Annotated in this window: 21 protein-coding genes and 1 pseudogene; 11 read left to right on the top strand and 11 right to left on the bottom strand. The window is 62.2% G+C overall.

Features of this window, described 5'->3' with window-relative positions; all coding sequences use genetic code 11:
* The first annotated feature begins 13 nt into the window (after positions 1-13).
* From B7X30_RS01610 to B7X30_RS01560, 11 genes and pseudogenes are all read left to right on the top strand, one after another.
* Positions 14-418, top strand: a complete 405-nt coding sequence (locus tag B7X30_RS01610; protein WP_156053342.1) for a hypothetical protein — start codon at positions 14-16, stop codon at positions 416-418.
* A gap of 141 nt (positions 419-559) precedes the next feature.
* Positions 560-1,879 carry an MFS transporter gene (locus tag B7X30_RS01605; protein ID WP_156053343.1) on the top strand — a complete coding sequence of 440 codons (1,320 nt, stop codon included), beginning with the start codon at positions 560-562 and terminating at the stop codon, positions 1,877-1,879.
* 18 nt (positions 1,880-1,897) lie between these two features.
* Positions 1,898-3,295, top strand: coding sequence for a NarK family nitrate/nitrite MFS transporter (locus B7X30_RS01600; protein WP_286728719.1), 1,398 nt, complete (start codon positions 1,898-1,900; stop codon positions 3,293-3,295).
* Positions 3,226-7,080 carry a nitrate reductase subunit alpha gene (locus tag B7X30_RS01595; protein ID WP_286728717.1) on the top strand — a complete coding sequence of 1,285 codons (3,855 nt, stop codon included), beginning with the start codon at positions 3,226-3,228 and terminating at the stop codon, positions 7,078-7,080. Before B7X30_RS01600 ends, B7X30_RS01595 begins: the two co-directional genes overlap by 70 nt.
* A gap of 24 nt (positions 7,081-7,104) precedes the next feature.
* Positions 7,105-8,628 (top strand): nitrate reductase subunit beta, encoded by a 1,524-nt coding sequence (gene narH, locus B7X30_RS01590; RefSeq protein ID WP_013106762.1) that lies wholly within the window; start codon positions 7,105-7,107, stop codon positions 8,626-8,628.
* Positions 8,629-8,630: 2 nt separating this feature from the next.
* The gene (gene narJ / locus B7X30_RS01585) at positions 8,631-9,386 is read left to right on the top strand and encodes a nitrate reductase molybdenum cofactor assembly chaperone (protein ID WP_156053346.1); all 756 of its coding nucleotides are present in this window, start codon (positions 8,631-8,633) and stop codon (positions 9,384-9,386) included.
* A 4-nt stretch (positions 9,387-9,390) separates the two neighbouring features.
* Positions 9,391-10,077, top strand: a complete 687-nt coding sequence (gene narI, locus B7X30_RS01580) for a respiratory nitrate reductase subunit gamma (RefSeq protein WP_156053347.1) — start codon at positions 9,391-9,393, stop codon at positions 10,075-10,077.
* Between the two features lie 17 nt (positions 10,078-10,094).
* Positions 10,095-10,775, top strand: coding sequence for a peptidylprolyl isomerase (locus tag B7X30_RS01575; protein ID WP_286728715.1), 681 nt, complete (start codon positions 10,095-10,097; stop codon positions 10,773-10,775).
* Positions 10,776-10,803: 28 nt separating this feature from the next.
* Complete coding sequence (locus B7X30_RS01570; protein ID WP_286728714.1) at positions 10,804-11,454, top strand: nitroreductase family protein; 651 nt, start codon at positions 10,804-10,806, stop codon at positions 11,452-11,454.
* 52 nt (positions 11,455-11,506) lie between these two features.
* Positions 11,507-11,877, top strand: a pseudogene (locus B7X30_RS01565) (carbonic anhydrase); the annotation flags it as partial.
* A 23-nt stretch (positions 11,878-11,900) separates the two neighbouring features.
* Positions 11,901-12,428, top strand: coding sequence for a nitrate reductase associated protein (locus B7X30_RS01560; protein ID WP_286728713.1), 528 nt, complete (start codon positions 11,901-11,903; stop codon positions 12,426-12,428).
* Positions 12,429-12,630: 202 nt separating this feature from the next.
* On the opposite strand, the gene B7X30_RS01555 is transcribed toward B7X30_RS01560, so the two are convergent.
* From B7X30_RS01555 to rfaE2, 11 genes are all read right to left on the bottom strand, one after another.
* The gene (locus tag B7X30_RS01555) at positions 12,631-15,009 is read right to left on the bottom strand and encodes a TOTE conflict system archaeo-eukaryotic primase domain-containing protein (RefSeq protein WP_286728712.1); all 2,379 of its coding nucleotides are present in this window, start codon (positions 15,007-15,009) and stop codon (positions 12,631-12,633) included.
* The gene (locus B7X30_RS01550) at positions 15,006-15,341 is read right to left on the bottom strand and encodes a hypothetical protein (protein WP_286728711.1); all 336 of its coding nucleotides are present in this window, start codon (positions 15,339-15,341) and stop codon (positions 15,006-15,008) included. The genes B7X30_RS01555 and B7X30_RS01550 overlap by 4 nt, the downstream gene beginning before the upstream one ends.
* Entirely contained in the window at positions 15,338-15,700 is a 363-nt protein-coding gene (locus tag B7X30_RS01545; RefSeq protein WP_286728710.1) for a hypothetical protein, read from the bottom strand. The genes B7X30_RS01550 and B7X30_RS01545 overlap by 4 nt, the downstream gene beginning before the upstream one ends.
* A 335-nt stretch (positions 15,701-16,035) precedes the next feature.
* Positions 16,036-16,530, bottom strand: coding sequence for a GNAT family N-acetyltransferase (locus tag B7X30_RS01540; RefSeq protein WP_286728709.1), 495 nt, complete (start codon positions 16,528-16,530; stop codon positions 16,036-16,038).
* Positions 16,527-16,799: a type II toxin-antitoxin system TacA family antitoxin gene (locus B7X30_RS01535; protein ID WP_156053358.1), complete on the bottom strand. Its 273-nt coding sequence runs from the start codon at positions 16,797-16,799 to the stop codon at positions 16,527-16,529. Before B7X30_RS01535 ends, B7X30_RS01540 begins: the two co-directional genes overlap by 4 nt.
* A 474-nt stretch (positions 16,800-17,273) precedes the next feature.
* Positions 17,274-17,564 (bottom strand): hypothetical protein, encoded by a 291-nt coding sequence (locus B7X30_RS01530; RefSeq protein WP_286728708.1) that lies wholly within the window; start codon positions 17,562-17,564, stop codon positions 17,274-17,276.
* Between the two features lie 35 nt (positions 17,565-17,599).
* The gene (locus B7X30_RS01525; protein ID WP_276708118.1) at positions 17,600-17,983 is read right to left on the bottom strand and encodes a hypothetical protein; all 384 of its coding nucleotides are present in this window, start codon (positions 17,981-17,983) and stop codon (positions 17,600-17,602) included.
* Between the two features lie 31 nt (positions 17,984-18,014).
* Positions 18,015-18,410 carry a phage holin family protein gene (locus B7X30_RS01520; RefSeq protein ID WP_286728707.1) on the bottom strand — a complete coding sequence of 132 codons (396 nt, stop codon included), beginning with the start codon at positions 18,408-18,410 and terminating at the stop codon, positions 18,015-18,017.
* 12 nt (positions 18,411-18,422) lie between these two features.
* Positions 18,423-18,725, bottom strand: coding sequence for an ElaB/YgaM/YqjD family protein (locus B7X30_RS01515; RefSeq protein ID WP_013106777.1), 303 nt, complete (start codon positions 18,723-18,725; stop codon positions 18,423-18,425).
* A 91-nt stretch (positions 18,726-18,816) separates the two neighbouring features.
* Complete coding sequence (locus B7X30_RS01510; protein WP_286728706.1) at positions 18,817-19,311, bottom strand: HAD family hydrolase; 495 nt, start codon at positions 19,309-19,311, stop codon at positions 18,817-18,819.
* Positions 19,308-19,784, bottom strand: coding sequence for a D-glycero-beta-D-manno-heptose 1-phosphate adenylyltransferase (gene rfaE2, locus B7X30_RS01505; RefSeq protein ID WP_013124006.1), 477 nt, complete (start codon positions 19,782-19,784; stop codon positions 19,308-19,310). The genes B7X30_RS01510 and rfaE2 overlap by 4 nt, the downstream gene beginning before the upstream one ends.
* Positions 19,785-19,916: the final 132 nt, after the last annotated feature.

Here is a 19,916-nt window from a genome sequence, read left to right as displayed (position 1 = left end):
TCGGGACTACACCATGCAAATCGCCGATTTCTCCGATCTCCTGCGCGCCGCAAAACAACAGGAGCTGCCGCAACGGCTGTACTTTGTTTTCGCTGCCATCGAACTTCCGGAAGATGCCAGTCCGGCGCAGCGCGCCCGTCATGCGGCGGGCGGTGGCGGCGCGCTCGTGCCCGTCATGGCGGTGGACAAATCACCAGACGATCTGTCGGATTTCGAAACGCTGGTTGAAGAGTCTCGGCACACTGGCACACCCTGGGACATGGTGTTCGTCACCACGCAGGCCCTTCCAGACCAGGCGATTCCCGACTTCGCAGAGGTGGAGCAGACCCTCACCGAGCTGATCGAGAACATTCGCATGGGCCAGATCGACCATTTTCTGACTTTCGATCACTCCGGCCGTCTGGTGCAACTGCGCTGAATCTGCTCCTGAACGGGATTTCACTCCTTCTTTCGGAGTAGTTCGGCGGAGCAGGGCGCCCAGCGCCTTTCTCCGCCTTCAGGTCGATACCGCAAAAGACCAGCGGTTTCTAGAGTCTCCTTATCGACAAGGAGATTCGTCATGGTCGCGAATGTGCAGCAACACAACCGGCAAGCCTGGTCGGTGCTGATCGTCAGCACCTGGGCTTTCATGGTGTGTTTCATGGTGTGGATGATGTTTGCCGTCATCGGCATCCCCATCAAGAAAACCCTCGGACTCAACGCCACCGAATTCGGTCTGCTGACCGCCATGCCGGTGCTCAGCGGCTCGCTGATCCGCGTGCCGCTGGGCATCTGGACGGATCGCTACGGCGGCCGCATCGTGTTTGCCGCCATCATGGCGGTTACCGTCATCCCCATTTGGATGCTGTCTTATGCCACACAGTACTGGCAATACCTGACCATCGGTCTGTTCATCGGTCTGGCCGGAGGTTCGTTCTCGGTGGGTACGCCTTATGTGGCCCGCTGGTTTCCGAAGGAGCGCCAGGGGTTGGCGATGGGCATTTTCGGCGCGGGTAATGCCGGCGCGGCAGTGAACAAATTTCTCGCTCCGGCTTTGGTTGTGACCTTCGGTTGGACCATGGTGCCGCATGTGTATGCCGCCGTCATGCTCGGCACGGTCATTCTGTTCTGGGTGTTCAGCCACCACGACAAAAGCCATGTGGTGCAGGGACAGACCCGTTTCATGGATCAGTTGAAGGCCCTGCGCGATCCCGGCGTGCTCAAGTACAGCCAGTACTACAGCATCGTGTTCGGCGGCTATGTGGCGCTGGCGCTGTGGATGGTGCAGTACTACGTCGGCGAATACAAACTCAGCCTGCCTGTGGCCGCACTACTGGCCGCGGCCTTCTCGTTGCCTGGCGGCGTGTTGCGCGCGGTGGGCGGCTGGCTGTCCGACAAATTCGGCGCGCACAGCGTGACCTGGTGGGTGCTGTGGGTGAGCTGGGTGGCGCTGTTTCTGCTGTCTTACCCGCAAACCCAGCTCACGGTGCAGACCACCGGCGGGCCGACGACCTTCCACATCGGCCCGAATGTCTACGCCTTCACCGCGCTGATGTTCATCCTCGGCATCGCCTTCGCTTTCGGCAAAGCCAGCGTGTTCAAGTACATCGCCGACGACTATCCGGCCAATATCGGCACGGTCTCGGGCATCGTCGGGTTGGCAGGCGGCATGGGCGGCTTTCTGCTTCCCATCCTGTTCGGCGCGCTGCTCGACCTCACCGGCATTCGCTCTTCGGCCTTCATGCTGATGTATGGCGTGGTCTCGGTTTCGCTGGTGTGGATGTTCTTCACCGAGGTCCGCCGCACCGATGTGTTCAAGCCGGCTTCCCCATCGAACAACCCCAAAGCATCTGGAGGCGGCCTGTCGCACGGCCAGCCTGCTGCTGCCGATCGCCATTGAGATTCCAGGAGAAACAACATGTCCAGTCAGGTCATCAAACATTGGAACCCGGAAGACCCCGCGTTCTGGAAAAGCGAAGGACAGATGATTGCGCAACGCAATCTCTGGATTTCCATTCCGGCGCTGACCCTCGCCTTCGCGGTGTGGATGGTGTGGTCGGTGGTGGTGGTCAAGCTGCCGCAGGTCGGGTTCAAGTTTTCGACCAATCAGTTGTTCTGGCTCGCGGCGCTGCCCGGCCTGTTCGGCGCCACGCTGCGCATCTTTTATTCCTTCATGGTGCCGATCTTTGGCGGGCGGCGCTGGACGGCGATTTCCACCGCCTCGTTGCTGTTGCCCGCTCTGGGCATCTATTACGCGGTGCAGAGCCCTTCGACCCCGTATGAGATCTTTGTCATTCTGGCCTTGCTCAGCGGTTTTGGCGGCGGCAACTTCGCCTCATCGATGGCCAACATCAACTTCTTCTTTCCCAAGGCGCAGAAGGGCCTGGCGCTGGGACTGAACGCCGGGCTGGGCAATCTGGGCGTGTCCATCGTGCAGTTCATCGTGCCGCTGGTCATCACCGCAGCGGTCTATGGCGTGCTCAGCGGCGATCCGCAGACCGCCGTGACGGGGGGAAAGAGTGCACCGATCTGGCTGCAGAACGCCGGGCTTGTCTGGGTGCCCTTCATCATCGCCTCCACTCTGGCGGCCTGGTTCGGCATGAATGATCTGGCCGACGCCAAAGCATCCTTCGCCGATCAGGCGGTGATTTTCAGGCGCTCGCATACCTGGCTGATGAGCCTGCTCTACACCGGCACCTTCGGTTCGTTCATCGGCTACTCGGCAGGATTTCCGCTGTTGATCAAGTCGCAGTTTCCCGGCATCGTCGCGCTGGACTATGCCTGGCTCGGGCCGTTCGTCGGCGCCCTCATTCGTCCGGTCGGCGGTTGGTTGGCCGACAGGCTCGGCGGCGCGCGCGTGACCTTCTGGAACTTCATCCTCATGGCGCTGGGTGTCGTCGCCGTGCTGTATTTCCTGCCGCAAGGCGGGGTAGGCGGCAACTTCACCGGCTTTCTCGCTGCGTTCATGCTGCTGTTCGCTACCACGGGCATTGGCAATGGCTCGACCTTCCGCATGATTCCGGTCATCTTCCTCACCGATCGCACGCGCGCCGCTGCCGGACAAGGCCCTGCTGCGCAGGAGCAGGCGGTGAAAGACGCCAACAAGGAAGCGGCTGCGGTGATTGGTTTTTCCTCGGCCATCGCGGCTTACGGCGCGTTCTTCATTCCCAAGAGCTACGGCAGTTCCATCGCCATGACCGGCGGCCCGCAGGCTGCGCTGTACGGCTTCATCGCCTTTTACGTGCTGTGCGTGCTCGTGACTTGGTGGAACTACAGCCGCAAGAACGCCCCGATGCCCTGCTACTCGACCGCCTGACCCACTTCACCAAATCCCGGCCCAAGTTTGCCGATGGCCACGGCGAGGTCACCACCGAAGACCGCACCTGGGAAGACGCCTACCGCGGCCGCTGGCAACACGACAAGATCGTGCGCTCCACTCACGGCGTGAACTGCACCGGCTCGTGCTCGTGGAAAATTTATGTCAAGGGTGGCATCGTCACCTGGGAAACGCAGCAGACCGACTACCCGCGCACCCATCCCGACATGCCCAACCACGAGCCGCGGGGTTGTCAGCGCGGCGCCTCGGCGAGCTGGTATCAATATTCCGCCAACCGGGTGAAGTACCCGATGGTGCGCGGCCGCCTGATGAAAATGTGGCGCGAGGCGCGCAAGACCCTGGGCCCGGTCGACGCCTGGGCCAGCATCGTGCAGGACAAGGCCAAGCGCAGCGAGTACCAGAAGCTGCGCGGCATGGGCGGCTTTGTGCGTGCGGATTGGAACGATGTCAACGAACTCATCGCTGCCGCCAACACCTACACCATCAAGACCTACGGGCCCGATCGCATTTTCGGGTTCTCGCCGATTCCGGCCATGTCAATGGTGTCGTTCGCCTCGGGCGCGCGTTACATCAGCCTGCTTGGCGGTGTGATGGGAAGTTTTTACGACTGGTATTGCGACCTGCCGCCCGCTTCGCCGCAGACCTGGGGGGAACAAACCGACGTCCCCGAGTCGGCCGAGTGGTTCAACGCCAACTACATCATGGCCTGGGGCTCGAATGTGCCGCAGACCCGCACGCCCGACGCGCATTTCTACACCGAGGCGCGCTACCGCGGGGCCAAGACCGTGGCGGTTTCGCCCGATTACTCCGAGGTCGCCAAGCTCAGCGACGAGTGGCTGCATCCCAAACAGGGCACCGACGCGGCGATGGCCATGGCGTTAGGCCATGTGATCCTGCGCGAATTCCACTTCGGCGAAAAGCCTTCGGCCTATTTTCTCGACTATTGCCGTCGCCTCACCGACATGCCCTTGCTGGTGCGCCTGGAAGAACGCACCTTGCCCGACGGGCGCAAGGTGCTCACAGCAGGCCGCACGCTGCGCGCCAGCGATTTTGCCGACAAGCTTGGGCAGGGTGACAACCCCGAGTGGAAAACCGTGGCCTTCGGCAGTGAAGGCGAGGTGGTGCTGCCGCATGGCTCGATCGGTTTTCGCTGGCAAGCGCAGGGCGAGGCCAGGAGCCAATGGAATCTGCAGCCGCGCGACGCGCGCAGCGACAAGGAATGTGAATTGGCCCTCACCCTGATCGAGCGCATGGACGGCGCAGCCGAGGTCGGGTTTCCGTACTTTGGCGGAGTGCACGCCGAACACCATCCGGGCAATGTTCAGGACGACGTCCTGATCCGCAAGGTTCCCTACCGCACACTGAGTCTGGTGGACGACCGGGGGGAGCAAACCGCCGCAAGGGTCGCCACCGTGTATGACCTTCTTGCCGCGCACTACGGGATCGACCGTGGTCTCGGCGAAGAACCCCATCCTTGCGCCAAAAGCTACGCGGACAATGTTCCCTACACCCCTGCCTGGCAGGAAAAAATCACCGGCGTTCCCGCTGACGTTGTCGAACGCATCGCCCGGGAATTTGCCAGCAACGCGGACAAGACGCATGGGACCTCAATGGTGATCCTCGGCGCCGGGATCAACCACTGGTACCACGCCGACATGAATTACCGGGCCATCATCAACATGCTGATGATGAGCGGCTGTATCGGCGTGCCCGGCGGCGGCTGGGCGCATTACGTCGGGCAGGAGGCGCTTCGCCCGCAATCGGGCTGGTCGGTGCTGACGTTTGCACTGGATTGGGTCAAACCGCCTCGCCAGATGAATGCCACCAGTTTTTTCTACGCGCACACCGATCAGTGGCGCTACGAAAAACTGGGGGTCGATGAAATCCTCTCGCCCCTGGCCGATCCCAAGGCATTCGGCGGCAGCATGATCGACTACAACGTGCGCGCCGAGCGCATGGGCTGGCTGCCCTCTGCGCCGCAGCTCCAGGCCAATTCCCTGCACCTGGCGCGCGACGCCGCAGCAGCCGGGCTTTCCGCCAAAGACCATGTGGTCAACGGCCTCAAGAGCGGATCGCTGCACATGAGCTGCGAAGACCCGGACAACCCGGTGAACTGGCCGCGCAATATGTTCGTCTGGCGCTCCAACCTGCTGGGCGCCTCGGGCAAGGGTTCGGAGTACTTCCTCAAACATTTGCTCGGAGCGAACAACGGTGTGCTCGGTAGCGAACTCGGCCCCGATGATCCACGCCCGCACGAAGTGCAGTGGCGCGACGATGCCCCCGAAGGCAAGCTCGACCTGCTGGTCACACTGGACTTTCGCATGAGTAGCACCGGTTTGTTCTCCGACGTGTTGCTGCCTGCGGCGACTTGGTACGAGAAAAATGACCTCAACACCACCGACATGCACACCTTCATCCATCCGCTGTCGGCGGCAGTCGATCCCTCCTGGGAGGCACGTTCGGATTGGGAGATATTCAAAGGGATCGCGAGCAAGTTTTCCGAGGTCTGCGTCGGGCACCTCGGCGTCGAGCGCGATGTGGTGCTCACCCCGTTGATGCATGACAGCGCAGCGGAACTCGGTCAGGGACTGGAGGTGCGCGACTGGAAACGCGGGGAAGTGGAACTCATTCCCGGCAAGACCGCTCCGAACATCACCGAGGTGCAGCGTGACTATCCCCATGTGAGCCAGTGTTTCACATCGCTTGGGCCGCTGATGGACAAACCAGACGGCGGTCACGGTCATGGCATTTCGTGGGATGCGCGCGAGGAGGTCCAAGCTCTGGGCGCACTCAACGGCCGGGTCAGTGAATCCGGCCCGGCTGAAGGCAGGCCGCGGATTTTGAGCGACATCGACGCCACCGAGATGGTGATGATGCTTTCGCCTGAAACCAATGGAAACGTCTCTGCCAAGGCCTGGGCTGCCTTGTCGAAAAAAACCGGATTGAATCTCAGCCACATGCCTGCGGGGCGAGAAGACGAGAAGATTCGTTTCCGGGACATCGTGGCGCAGCCCAGGCGGGTGATCAACTCGCCGACCTGGTCGGGCATCATCGATGAAAAGATTTGCTACAACGCCAGCTACTCCAATGTCCATGAAAACATTCCTTGGCGCACGCTGAGCGGGCGGCAGCATTTTTACCAGGACCACGCCTGGATGCGGGCCTTCGGCGAAGGTTTTGCCTTGTATCGCCCCCCGGTCAACCTCAAGGCCGTCCAGCCTGTGCTTGGCAAGTTCGCCGGGAACAAGGAAATCGTGCTGAACTGGATCACGCCGCACCAAAAGTGGGGCATCCATAGCACCTATGCCGATGGCCTGATCATGCTCACGCTCAGCCGTGGCGGACCCTGCGTGTGGATTTCCGAGGACGATGCCAAAGAGGCAGGAATCGTCGACAACGACTGGATCGAGGTGTTCAACGCCAATGGCGCGCTCGTCGCCCGCGCCGTGGTCAGCCAGCGCGTCAAACCAGGTATGGCCATGATGTACCACGCCCAGGAGCGCACGATCAATACCCCGGCGTCGCAGATCACCCAGGCCCGGGGCGGTGTGCACAACGCGGTCACCCGCGTGGTGCTCAAACCAACGCACATGATCGGCGGCTATGCGCAGCTCTCCTTTGGCCTGAATTACTACGGCACGATCGGCTCCAATCGCGATGCCTTTTGCATCGTGCGCAAGATGGACAAGGTGGACTGGATGGACGAGCCTGCGGGCCCGACCTACAGCCACGAGCGCCCGCACCACATCGAACCGCAAGCCTGACCCCACGCCAACAGGAGAAACACAATGAAAGTTCGCGCCCAGATCGGCATGGTGCTCAACCTCGACAAATGCATCGGCTGCCACACCTGCTCCGTGACCTGCAAACAGGTCTGGACCACACGACCCGGGATGGAATATGCCTGGTTCAACAACGTCGAAACGAAACCCGGCATCGGCTACCCCAAGGAATGGGAAAACCAGAACAAATGGAAGGGCGGCTGGACTCGCACGGCAGGCGGCAAGCTGCAGCCCCGGCAGGGCTCGCGTCTGTCCATCCTGATGAAGATTTTCGCCAACCCCAACTTGCCGGAAATCGACGCCTATTACGAGCCCTTCACCTTCGACTACGAGCACCTGCACAAGGCGCCCGAACTCAAGGCCGCGCCTACCGCACGTCCGCGCAGTCTGATCAGCGGGCAGCGAATGGAAAAGATCGAGTGGGGCCCGAACTGGGAGGAGATTCTCGGCGGCGAGTTCGCCAAACGCAGCCGCGACGCCAACTTCGAGGCGATGCAGAAGGACATCTACGGCGAGTTTGAAAAAACCTTCATGATGTATCTGCCGCGGCTGTGCGAGCACTGCCTGAACCCGGCCTGCGTCGCCTCGTGCCCATCCGGGGCGATCTACAAGCGCGAGGAAGACGGCATCGTGTTGATCGATCAGGACAAGTGCCGCGGCTGGCGCATGTGCATCTCGGCCTGCCCGTACAAAAAGATTTACTACAACTGGGAAAGCGGCAAGTCCGAGAAGTGCATCTTCTGCTACCCGCGCATCGAAGCCGGGCAACCCACGGTGTGTTCGGAAACCTGCGTGGGCCGCATCCGCTATCTGGGCGTGCTGCTGTATGACGCCGACCGCATCGAAGAAGCTGCCAGCGTGGCCAACGAGAAGGATCTCTACGAAGCGCAGCTCGGCATCTTCCTCGATCCGCATGACCCGCAAGTCATCGATCAGGCCCGGCGCGACGGCGTGCCCGATGCCTGGCTTGAGGCCGCCAAGCGTTCGCCGGTTTACAAGATGGCGATGGAGTGGAAGATCGCCCTGCCGCTACACCCGGAATACCGCACCCTGCCGATGGTCTGGTATGTGCCGCCGCTCTCGCCCATCCAGACCGCGGTGCAAAGCGGCATGGTGAGCGACAACGGCGCGCTGCCCGATGTGTCGCAACTGCGCATTCCGCTGCAATACCTCGCCAACCTGCTGACCGCGGGCGACATCGCCCCAGTCAAGCGGGCGCTCGAACGCATGCTGGCCATGCGCGCCTATATGCGGGGCAAGCATGTCGATGGCGCGGCCGATGTGGCGGCCATCGAGCAGGTGGGCATGCCTGCAGCCATGGTGGAAGACATGTACCGCATCCTGGCGATTGCCAATTACGAAGACCGCTTCGTCATTCCGACTGCCCACCGCGAATATGCCGAAAACGCCTTCGACCTGAAGGGATCCTGCGGCTTCACCTTCGGCAACGGCTGCTCGGACGGAGAGTCCGCGCCCTCGCTGTTCAGCGGTAAGAAGCGCCGCACCTTTGCCATCAAAGCGGAGATGTAATCATGCACGATCTATCCCGACAATTACGCGCTCTGGCGCTGCTGCTCGACTACCCGAGCGAGGCGATGCAGACGCATCTCGCCGATCTCGCCTCGGTGCTGGGCGCACTTGAGCCCGACCAGCCTGCCCCGCGTGAATCGCTGCGTGGCCTGATCGACCATATGACCGCCGCCGATCTGATGGACTTGCAAGCCGAGTTCGTTGACACCTTCGACCGCGGTCGCAGCACCTCGCTCAATCTGTTCGAGCAGGTGCATGGCGACTCGCGTGATCGCGGCCAGGCCATGGTCGACCTGCTGGCGCAATACCAGGAAGTCGGCCTCGACCTGCAGGCCAAAGAGCTGCCGGATTACCTGCCGGTCTATCTCGAATATTGCTCGGTTCTCGACCCGAGCGCGGCGCGGGAAGCGCTGGAAGAGGTCGCGCTCCTGGTGGCGCATCTCACCGTCGCGCTCGACCGTCGGGAATCCCCCTGGGTGGCCGTTACGGCCGCTGTTTGCCGCCTCTGCGGTGTGAACGACTGGCGCGCCTTGGTGGAACAGCAGATGGGACAAGAGACACGGCCGCCTACCCCCGGCCCGCGCGACATCCAGAAAGAAGGGCTGCCCGCCGACTGGACTCCCGCCGGACTCGATGCGGTGTGGGCCGAGGAGCCGGTGGACTTTCTCGGCGCCTGTAACCCGCAGCAGGCAAAGCCTTCCGTGCAGACCGTGCAGTTCATGCCACGCGCTGCGCAACCTCACTCTGCAGGAGTTTGACATCATGAACTGGAACGACTTTTTCTTCGGCGTCTACCCCTACATCGCCGGCACCATCTTTCTGGGCGTCAGCCTGGTGCGTTTCGACCGCGAGCAGTATCTGTGGCGCAGCGAATCGAGCCAGATGCTGCGCACCGGCACGCTGCGCTGGGGCTCCAATCTGTTTCACGTCGGCATCATCGGCCTGTTCTTCGGCCATCTTTTCGGCCTGCTCACACCGCTCGCCTTTTTTGAGGCGCTCGGGCTGGAGCCGCATACCAAGCAGATCATCGCCATGGTCACCGGCGGCGCACTGGGCGTGCTGATTTTCATCGGTCTGGTGCTGCTCATCTGGCGCCGCATCAGCGATCCGCGCATCGCCGCCAACACCAAACCGATGGACTGGGTGACGCTGCTGTGGCTGCTGGCGACCTTGCTGCTGGGTCTGTCCACCATCATCGAGTCGGCGCAGCACACCGACGGCGTGGAAATGCTCGCGCTCATGTCCTGGGCCAAGCACATCGTCACCTTCCAGGGCATTGCCGCAGCCGCCTACATGGAACATGCATCCTTGATTTTCAAGGTGCACATTTTCTTCGGCCTGACCCTGTTTCTGATCTTCCCCTTCACCCGCCTGGTACATATCTGGAGCGGCTTCGCTTCCGTGGGCTATCTGCTGCGCCCCTGGCAACTGGTTCGCAGCAAGCGCTAAGACCTGAGGAGACTCGAATGGACACCCCAATTTCCGCACCCGACATGCAAACCGAAGTCGTGCTGGATCGCCTGCGCCAGCGCGCCGCCGAACTCGGCATCCAGGCCGATGACGATGAAACCTTGCTTGAAGCGGTGCTGCAGCATGATGTGCAAACGCCGGAGCCAGGCGTGGCTGAATGCGAACGCTATTACGTGCAGCACGCTGACGCCCTGCGCCAGGGCGATATGGTTGAGGCCGACCACATTCTGTTTGCCGTCACACCGTCCACCCCCATCGACGCCCTGCGCCACAAGGCCGAAGATACCCTCTACGCCCTGATGGCCGACAGCAGCGGCTTTGCCGAGATGGCGCGCGGCTTGTCCAACTGTCCGTCGGCCCAGATCGGCGGCAACCTGGGCCAACTCACCGCCGACCAATGCGTGCCCGAGTTCTGGCAAGCCTTGATGGAACATGCTGAGCCGGGTCTGCTGCCGCGACTGGTGCGCACTCGGTTTGGCCTGCATATTGTGCGTATTGCCCGTATCGCTCGGGGACAGTTGCCTCCGTTCGAGGCGGTGCAGGCGCAGATCGCACAGACCCTCAGACAACAATCACTGGTAAGGGCACTGCAACTCTATGCTGAAGACTTGGAGCAGCATGCCCCCCCGTCAGAGGGCTCTACGTCGGCCGTTGCCTGTCCCAGCCTGCAAAACTGAAGGCCTCCAGACCGGCCGGAGTCACACCATGTCTGCCCTCTCGATACTCGACACGCCCGTACCGGGCACCGTGGGGCGCACCGCCTATGCCGACCTCACGGCAACGCTGATTCAAACCCGGCAGCAGCTCGCCCCCAAGCGCCTGTTCGCGCCAGGGCCGGATGCGCGGCAGATTCACGCCTATTTTCAAGCCGCAGCGGCGGCGCCGGATCATGGGCAGATTCTTCCCTGGCGCTTCGTTGTGGTGCCCGCAGCAAGCCGAGCTGCGCTTGGCGAGGTTTTCGCTCAGGCCCTGCGGGAGCGCGACGCCAGCGCCAGTGACAAAGAACTGGCAGAGGCCCGCGACAAGGCGCACCGCGGGCCATTCGTCGCCCTGGCCATCGTGCGTGACGCCACAGACGATCACCCCGAAATTCCTTTGCACGAACGGTTAATCTCTCTGGGCTGTGCGATTCAAAACCTGCTGCTCAGTGCCCATGCCGATGGTTTTGGTTCTGGCCTGGTCAGCGGTCAGGCCATGCAGACCGCCCGCTTGCGCCGTTTGTTTGCCTTGGGGCACAACGAGCAGGCCGTGTGCTTCGTCGCCATCGGTACTGCAGACCGGCGCAAGCCCATCCGCCCACGGCCCGACCCGGCCCTGTTCGTATCCGAATTGAACTGCGCGAACGGCCATGCCTGATGACCTGCTCGCGCGTCGTGCCACATCTGCTCATGGGCGCGAGGCCGGAGGCGCGCTGTATGGAGAAGCCCCGACCGATGCCCGCAATCTAAATCCTGGCGGGGGTTGGGGAAAGAGACCATCCTGCCCGCCGCCGACCCTGGGCCCGAAGTACCGCGCCGCACAGAGCAGCGAGCGGTCGTTTTGCAACTCGAACGCTTGATGGACTACCCCATGGTGCGTCGGCGCGTCGAGCAACACAACCTCAGTCTGCCCAGTCTGCACGGTTGGCACGATGTGATCGAAGAGGGTCAGGTGCATGTGTTCGATGTGCGCGGAGGTCGCTTCATTCCTTCCTCCGAATCGGCCCATAGCGGCACGGGCCCCTATGCCGACGCTCCCGCCGATGACGGCCAGCCGATAGCTCTGCCCCACGCCCTATGAATATCGCAGATCTAGGCGACGCGGTGCGCCAGTCCATTTCGGCGCAGCTCGACATCCTGCCCCCAATTGCAGAGATCAGTTCGCTGCTGTTCAACTTCGAATCGGACTACGCAAAGACCTTGTGCTGCATGCCCATGCTCGTGCGCTACAGGCTTGATGAGTGCCGGATCAAACTCTCGCTGCAAGACTGGCAAACCCTCGATCTGGCAACGCGCAAAAGACTCATCACCGAGAACCTCGATCCACTTGGAGGGAAGAGACGCTATCGGCACCTGCTCGTGCAGGCCATCGTCCATCAGGCCAAGACCCGGGTGGTCAGAATGCCTGCAAGCCAGGAGGAATTGGAATGGAACTGCTTGTGTCTGCCGGATCGCGTGCGGCAAGCCGCTGTGGATAAGGCCCTGCGACTTGATGGCCCGCGTGCCTGGTCAGAACTCAACGCCCTGCAACGCTTCGCCCTGTTCAAACTGACCCGGCCGGGTCACAGGAATCGCAACTTCCCTCTTGCCCTGCGGGAGTTCGGCCTGTGCGCTCAGTCTGTGCAGACCTAACCGACGGCAACAGGGGCGAGCCACATCTCGGTGCGCCCAAAGAGAGGGGCTGCTCGACCACGGCCGATGCGCTGTTGGCACCGATGCCTGAACGCCCATGCAACAAGCCAACCCGAACCTGATTGCAACAGTGTGGCAGATTTGATGCCTGACGGGTCGCCTTGGTTGGCCCCGATCGCGTGATTCGCCCATGCCAGTGGCGTCACGCCACCGATACGTTGCCACCGAGTCGATACCCCATCGCCTTGTACCCACGCTGGCGTTTGTCCCACATCCGCAGCAGCGCCGGGTGACCGGTGTCCACAAAGTCGATGATCCGCACGTCAGTCTTGCTGGCGTGGTCACGGTGCAGGCGCCCGGCATACTGCTGCAGCGTCCCCTTCCAAGACACCGGCGTCGCAAGGACCAGGGTGTCGAGCGGCGGGTGATCGAATCCCTCGCCAACCAGCTTGCCGGTGGACAGGAGGACGCGCGGCGCATCGGGCGCAAGTGCATCCAGATCAGCCACCAGCGCCGCTCGCTGCTTCCTGGACATTCGGCCGTGCAAAACGAAGGGCGCCGGCTCCAACCCATCGAGCGCCGCCTTGATCGCATCGAGGTGTTCAGTGCGTTCGGTCAGAACCAGCACCTTGCGTCGCTGCGCGACGGCTTCACGCACCTCGGAGGCGATGGCTTCTGTTCTGGCCTGGTCATTGGCGAGATGCCGAAACACGTCCTGAATGCCTGCATCGGTTGGCAGATCCATCCGTGTGAAGCGTGAACGCGGCAGCACCTCGAGATCGTGCGGTGCACTGGCTGGCGTCGCCGCCGTGTATCGGATCGGACCGCACTGCATGAAGATGATGGGCTGGTGACCATCACGGCGGATCGGCGTCGCTGTCAGGCCCAGCACGTATTTCGCTTTCGCCCGTTTCAGGATGGCGTCGAAAGACGCCGCGCCGACGTGATGACACTCGTCGACGATCACCTGCCCATAGTCCTCGACCAGTGGGTTCACCTCGCCCTGGCGGGACAGGGACTGCATCACGGCGACATCGATCTTGCCCGTAGGTTTGTCCTTGCCGCCGCCAATGGCGCCGACCACGCCCTTGGCGACGCCCAGAAAGGCCTGCAGGCGCTGCTGCCACTGCTTGAGCAGTTCCGTGCGATGCACCAGCACCAGGGTGTTGACGCCCCGCCGGGCAATCATCGCGGCGGCTGTGACCGTCTTGCCGAAGGCGGTTGGCGCGCACAGCACCCCGGCATCATGGGGGAGCAGTCCGGCAACTGCGGCCTCCTGATCGAGGCGCAGGCTGCCGACAAACGACACGTCCAGCGGCTGGCCGCCGAAGCGTTGGTCTCGCAGATCACAGGCAATGCCGTTCTCTCGCAGCAAGGACAGCGCGGCATCCAAGCACCCCCGCGGCAGGGCGATGTGCTGGGGATAGCTCTCGGCGCAGCCAATGACGCGCGGCTTGTCCCACACCGACATCCGCATCGCCTGGGCCTTGTAGAACTCAGGGTTCTGGAAAGCCGCCAGCCGGATCAGCCGGTTGGCTAGAGCCTGCGGCAACTCGGCCTTCTCGAAATAGATCAAATTGGCCAGCGTGACGGTCAGTGCCTTCGGCATCGGCCCGGCCAGCTTCTTGGTCGATATGTTCTCGCGCCTCCAAGGGGTGGCCAGGTCCTCGTCATCGATGAAGTTGACATCCAGCGGATGGACGCCACCCGTGGCCCGCAGGATGGTGGGCTCGATGTCGTGCGCGTCCATCGGCTGGATCGACGCGAGAAACGCCCATTGATCGGGGTACGGTCGAAGACCCGCATCGACGAAGACGCTAAAACCCTGCTCCCTCGGCCCCCTCTGCAGCGGCAAGGCGATCAGGTTGCCGAACCCGCCCTTGGGCATGGTGTCCTGGTTCGGAAACAGCCGGTCATAGGATTCCAACTTCAATTGCCGGGTACGCGAACAGGTGTGGCTGATGATGGCAGTGCCAAGGCGCCTTGCGTCACGAGCCGAAACGCGGCGGGCGAAAAACACCCACGCATGCGCGCCATTCCCAGAGCGAGAGATTTCCAGCGCAGCCGCAACCCCCAGTTCGTGGCAGGATTGCATGAAGGCTCGAGCATCATCACGCCAGTCGGCCTCGTCAAAATCGACTGCAAGAAAGTGGCAGGTGTCATCCTCCAGCAGAGGATAGACGCCGATCGTGTGCTTGCCAGCCAGATGGTCGTAGATCACCGCATCGGACAGCGGGATCAGCAGACGGTTGCCGCAGTCACCGCACTTGATACGCGGCTTCTCACAAACACCGGCACGCCACTCGTTGGCGCAGGCTGGGGCATAGCCCGATTTGCCAGAGGTCTTGCCCTCCCAGCGGATCGGGTACACATCTGTTCGCCCGCGAAATAGACGGCGGAACAGTGCCACCTTCTCAGCAGTGGACAACCGGGATGACTCGGGCTCCTGTACGGCAACAACAATCAATTGTGGCAGCGCCCGCCATTCGATCGCATGAGATTCGAGCAGTGAGATCAGGCGGGCGTTTTCGGCTTGGAGGACTTCCAGCTCCAAGGCCAGATCGACCTCCGGGCCGTTCATCCGGCGCGAACCGCAGTGAAAGCCGAGTCGTCGCCCAGATGAATGAAGATGCGCCCCTGCGCCTGATCGCCCGTCACCTCCAGCCAGCCGCGCCCGCTCACCGGGTCGTTTTCATCAGCGCCCGACCAGGAGAATTCAACACGCACCACGCCGCCAACCCCGCCGACACGAGCATCGATGTCGCCCTGCACCAAGCCGAATTGGAACGCGCCCGTCAAATCGTCACGGAGCGTGATATGCGCCGGAACTTCGCTATCAAAGTAGTCAGCGTCCCAGACTTCCATGCCGGTAATGCGCCAGGCGCCCAGCACAGCCTTCTCGGATTTGTTCATTCGTCCCCCTCCAATCCGGCCTCCGACCAGATGTGATTAAAGTCATCACCCACGCCCCAGCCGACGTCCTGGCCGAGTTGGCGCACTCGGTCGAGCCGGGCGAGGAATGCTTTCTGCTGCGCCTTGGGCAAGGCCAGCACGTATTTGAGCGCCTGCTCGAACATCCGCACCAGCGCGTCATAAAAGCCATCGTCGTCCATGCCGCATCCGGCCAGAAAATCGAACACTTCCTCGCAGTAAAACACCGTGAGTTCGGCCAAGCCCTCGGGCTGACCAACCGCCTTTTTGTAATCGCTGATGGCCTTTTTGGCCTTGGCTACAGAGATCGGGTTGCGAAAGTGCTGCGGGTGCCACGCCAAAGCGGCTTGTCAAGTCAGGCCGCCCAACTTCACCCATGTAGTACAGACGAAAGTCGATATACGCCAAGCGCTCGCGTTGGGCTTGGCTCAAACTTTCGACACGCTGAGAGTGCATGGTCAGAGACTCCTGATCCATGCATCACGACCGAAAGACCGCGAGATTTGGATTCACCACTCATCATGGCACCTTGCATATCATCATTTTGATTACATGACGCGCCATCACTTGTATCTGAGAAAAGAGGGTTAGGTGCCGCTGTTCGCCCAGTCGCAGGCTCCTAGGTGCGTGGGCAGGCCAGCGAAGAAGCCAAGCTCGGCATTTGCTGCCCGCTGGATCAAGGCTTGACGGAGTTCAAGCGCAGCATCAGCGTCATCGGATGCTGCGGCGACTCCTGGAAGCCGTAGTGCTCATAGAACTGCTTGGCGCGGTCGTGCAGGGCGTGGACGAGCAGCGCCCGCACGCCAGCGTTCTGCGAAACGCTCACGGCGCGACCGACTGCGTCCTGCAGCAAAGACGCTCCGAGCTTGACGCCCTGCGCTCGATGGTCGACGGCCAGTCGGGCCAGAACCATCACTGGAACAGGATCGGGCATGTTGCGTCGCACGCTGCTGGTTGCCGCCTGATGTGAAACCGCACCTGCGGCCATCGCGTAGTAGCCGAAGACTCGCGCTTCCTGATCCGTGACCACGAAGGTGCGGCTGGCGCCGCTCAATTGGTTGGTTAGTGCCCGGCGCTTGAGCCATTCATCGAGACTGGCTTCACCGCAAGCGAAATCGTCCAGGATGTGGATGGCGACGAGCGGATTCGGTGCGCTTAAGTGCAAGCTCATGCCGTATCGGTGCTCCAGGGCGCCTTGACGGACATGAGACGTTCAAGCCCGGGGTTGGGGCCGATAGGTGCGTCGAGCATCGCGGTGAACTGCTTGAACTTGTCAGTGTCCAGGCTGAAAAAGACCTGATCGAGCACCACTGACTGGGCGCGGTCGCAGGCTGCTTCAAGCATGAAGTCTGATCGGTTCTTTCCGAGCAGGCTGGCGGCGTGATCGATCAGGTCGCGCTGCTCAGGCAGGGCCCGCAGGTTGATGGCGGCGTCACGCATTGGTTTTCTCCTATTTGTGCATACACAAAAGATATACAAATTGTGATGCAGCGTGTAGCAGTTGTCAATACGCTAGCCCGCCCATCAAGCGCCACACGAGAGCCACACGAAAGTTCGACACTATGCTGACCCGTTAGACCCGGCATGGACCGAATACTTCCAGCTTCGAGGCGACCACCCGGTGCTGCGCGTTGCGCCGCCAAGCATCCTCAAGCATGGGTCACACCAGGACGCGGGAACGTTGTTGCGACGCCCTCGTATGCTGCCAAGCTGTTGTCCTTAGCCGCGCCTGCGTCGATCCTTGCTGGCATTGCGCGACAACCAGAAAACTAAGCCCGTCAATGCGCCTACACCGATCACGGCGACGGCGCACATCACATAAATCCCTGTGACTATTGACATGGAAGTTCCAAGCTCAAATTTAACCTGAAGGTTGTCGTTCTAGGCGACGACGCAGAATGCCTGGCCCGTCGGTCAACTTGCTCCGCACGCGAGGAACTCATGATAGAAGTTTCCGAGCACATCAAAGGCGCTCATGGAAGAGTCGGTGACGACTTTCTGCACGTTCGCCTGGAGAATGCCGGCAAACCCTTTGAGGGGCGTCATCCTGAGCTCGGGATGAACCCGGTTCAGTGCGGGCGATTTTTCGATGAAGGCAAACTGGTCGAGCAGCGTGCCGACTTTTTGCTGCGGCCCAAATCCCTTCTGGGTCATGTATTCGTGGGCAGCCCGGTAAATTTTCTCGTCGTCTGAGTCGCACGGCATGGTTTAGCTGCCGTCGGTCAGCCGCTTTGAGACTTTCAACCGGCGCGGTCTTTGCGCAGAAACTGCGTGATGCCGTAGATCGCGCCGCCAGCCAGGCCCAGTTTCAGGAGACGTCCGAGCAGCAAGCGCGAAAGACGCCTGCGCAGCAGCATCGAGACGACGGAGCCCATGATGGAGCCGACGTAGGGGTGGCTGCGGGTAAAGCGAAAAAGACCCAGCACCGAACTGGCCGGGTTGAGCGCGCCGAGTACCGAGCCAGAGAGAGCGGCCTTGATCAACCGAGCCGGCTGCGCCCGCTCGCGAAACTGTTCCGCCGCCTGCACGAACTCAACGCGCTCGACGGCGATGCGCGCCACCAAAAGCTGCTTGCGTACCGAGGTCGGCAACTGCTTGGTGAAGTCGGCTGAAGGCTGAGTCATGGCCATGGTGCGACAGTGCAGGAAACGCAGGTCAGGCTCGGGAGCGCCACACTGCGGCGTCTTTGGCCAGTTCGGCGCGGGTCGCGGCGAAGGGCACAGGGGCATGCCGGATGGCGGCGAGGATGCGGTAGACACCATACGCGGCCACGGCGATGTAGAGCAGGCAGAGCAAAGCCAGCACCAGCCAGTGGCTGCGATCCCAGAACAGAATGACGAGCAGCGCGGTGAGACTGCCCACGGCGAGCAGACCGAACAGCATGACCACCGCGCCGAGCACGATCAGCGCCACCAGGCGCTGGCGCTCTTCGGCCAGCTCGATGCTGGCGAGCTCGATGCGGCTTTGCAATAGCGCAGCCGCGCTGCTGAGCAAACGCTGACCGGCCGCGCCCAGGCCTTCGGACTGTCCGGGTTGCGCGTCTTTGGTCATGAGCTGACGAAATCAGCGGCTGCGGTTGATCAGCAGGCCCACGGCCAGGCCCAGGGCTGCGGCCATGCCGATGGCCTTCCAGGGGTGGTCGTGCACATAGTCGTCGGTGGCCTGAGCGGCGGCCTTGCTGCGCTCGACCACGGCGTCCTGCAGGTCTTGCGCTTTCTCGGCGGCTTGGCGCAGCAGTTTCATGCCGCGGCGCTGCAGTTCAGCGGCTTGCTCGCCACTGCTGGCTGCAGCCTGTTTGAGCAGATCTTCTGCGTGGTCGATCACGAGCGCGACATCGGATTTGATCTCTTGGACTGACTTGGTCATGGTGAACTCCTGAATGGAAAAAACGTGAAACGCTGCGGAACATGTTAGCCCGCAATGCAGCGCCGCAGTTGACGCGCTGCAAACACATCGCTCAAGGGCGCAAGGCGGCGATCAGGCGCTGGGGCTGCAAAAACAAGTCGAGGGCGGCGTGAATGTCGGGAGCGACGAGTTGCGCGGCCGCCAGCGTGAGCGCATGAGTGCATTCCGGCCCGAGCACGGCGATGCCCAGGGTAGCGGCTCGTAGCATGTCCACATCGTTGCGTCCGTTGCCCAGGGCGGCCACGCCGCCGCCTTCGGCCAGCAGGGTGCGCACGCGAGCGGTTTTGTCTGCACCGGTAAGCACGACGGCGTGACGTACCGGCAGGCCCGAAAGCGTCTGCGCGACCGTGCCGTAGGTGTCTCCGGTCAGCACCTCGATCTCCAGGATCTGGCTCAGCGCGCTCAGGCGCTCGGCCACACCGTCGATCAGCGCGCCGTTGCAGGCGAGGGTGCCGTTGAAGTCGATCAGCAGGTGGCGCAGAGCCAGCCTGTCGGCGCCGGGAATGGCAACGGCCAGCCCGGGCAAAGCGGCGCGGACAAGCGTCATGACGACTCCCGGATACGCTGCACCAGCGCGGTGGTCGAACGTCCCTCGACAAAGGGAATGGCCACCGAGCGGCCGCCCCAGGTCTGCACCAGCGCGGTCTCGGCCAGCGTGGCCATGTCGTAATCGCCGCCTTTGACATACACATCAGGGCGCACGCGCTCGATCAGGTTCAAGGGCATGCGCTCTTCGAATAGGGTGACGAGGCTGACGCTTTCCAGCGCGGCGAGCACGGCGGCGCGGTCGTCCTGCGCGTTGAGCGGGCGCTCCGGCCCTTTGCCCAGCAGGCGCACCGAAGCGTCGGAGTTCAGCCCCAGCACCAGGCTGCCCCCCAGCGCGCGGGCGGCGGCCAGGTACACCACATGGCCCCGGTGCAGGATGTCGAACACGCCATTGGTGAACACCAGCGGCCGCGGCAAGGCGGCCAGCCGCGCTTCAAGGTGCTCTGAAGCCACGATTTTTTCAAGAAAATGCATGGGGCAAAGCTTAGCGGCTGTGGGTGACGCTAGATTCTGCAGGCGCGTTCACTTTTGTTCACGCCTGCGCCAAACGGAAGTCGATATGATTTTGATCAATCTATTTCCATCCATTCATCGATTGACCTGCAT

Origin of the sequence: Thiomonas sp. 13-64-67 (assembly GCF_002282795.1) — a bacterium.
GTDB lineage: Bacteria > Pseudomonadota > Gammaproteobacteria > Burkholderiales > Burkholderiaceae_C > Thiomonas > Thiomonas arsenitoxydans.
The sequence above is the reverse complement of the archived record's forward strand: the minus strand, read 5'-3'. Positions and strand labels throughout refer to the sequence as shown.

Coding starts and splice junctions, on each gene's coding strand:
- B7X30_RS01610 (WP_156053342.1), top strand. CDS start 14: ATGCAAATCGCCGATTTCTCCGATCTCCTGCGCGCCGCAAAACAACAG.
- B7X30_RS01605 (WP_156053343.1), top strand. CDS start 560: ATGGTCGCGAATGTGCAGCAACACAACCGGCAAGCCTGGTCGGTGCTG.
- B7X30_RS01600 (WP_286728719.1), top strand. CDS start 1,898: ATGTCCAGTCAGGTCATCAAACATTGGAACCCGGAAGACCCCGCGTTC.
- narH (WP_013106762.1), top strand. CDS start 7,105: ATGAAAGTTCGCGCCCAGATCGGCATGGTGCTCAACCTCGACAAATGC.
- narJ (WP_156053346.1), top strand. CDS start 8,631: ATGCACGATCTATCCCGACAATTACGCGCTCTGGCGCTGCTGCTCGAC.
- narI (WP_156053347.1), top strand. CDS start 9,391: ATGAACTGGAACGACTTTTTCTTCGGCGTCTACCCCTACATCGCCGGC.
- B7X30_RS01575 (WP_286728715.1), top strand. CDS start 10,095: ATGGACACCCCAATTTCCGCACCCGACATGCAAACCGAAGTCGTGCTG.
- B7X30_RS01570 (WP_286728714.1), top strand. CDS start 10,804: ATGTCTGCCCTCTCGATACTCGACACGCCCGTACCGGGCACCGTGGGG.
- B7X30_RS01555 (WP_286728712.1), bottom strand. CDS start 15,009: ATGAACGGCCCGGAGGTCGATCTGGCCTTGGAGCTGGAAGTCCTCCAA.
- B7X30_RS01550 (WP_286728711.1), bottom strand. CDS start 15,341: ATGAACAAATCCGAGAAGGCTGTGCTGGGCGCCTGGCGCATTACCGGC.
- B7X30_RS01540 (WP_286728709.1), bottom strand. CDS start 16,530: ATGAGCTTGCACTTAAGCGCACCGAATCCGCTCGTCGCCATCCACATC.
- B7X30_RS01535 (WP_156053358.1), bottom strand. CDS start 16,799: ATGCGTGACGCCGCCATCAACCTGCGGGCCCTGCCTGAGCAGCGCGAC.
- B7X30_RS01530 (WP_286728708.1), bottom strand. CDS start 17,564: ATGCCGTGCGACTCAGACGACGAGAAAATTTACCGGGCTGCCCACGAA.
- B7X30_RS01525 (WP_276708118.1), bottom strand. CDS start 17,983: ATGACTCAGCCTTCAGCCGACTTCACCAAGCAGTTGCCGACCTCGGTA.
- B7X30_RS01520 (WP_286728707.1), bottom strand. CDS start 18,410: ATGACCAAAGACGCGCAACCCGGACAGTCCGAAGGCCTGGGCGCGGCC.
- B7X30_RS01515 (WP_013106777.1), bottom strand. CDS start 18,725: ATGACCAAGTCAGTCCAAGAGATCAAATCCGATGTCGCGCTCGTGATC.
- B7X30_RS01510 (WP_286728706.1), bottom strand. CDS start 19,311: ATGACGCTTGTCCGCGCCGCTTTGCCCGGGCTGGCCGTTGCCATTCCC.
- rfaE2 (WP_013124006.1), bottom strand. CDS start 19,784: ATGCATTTTCTTGAAAAAATCGTGGCTTCAGAGCACCTTGAAGCGCGG.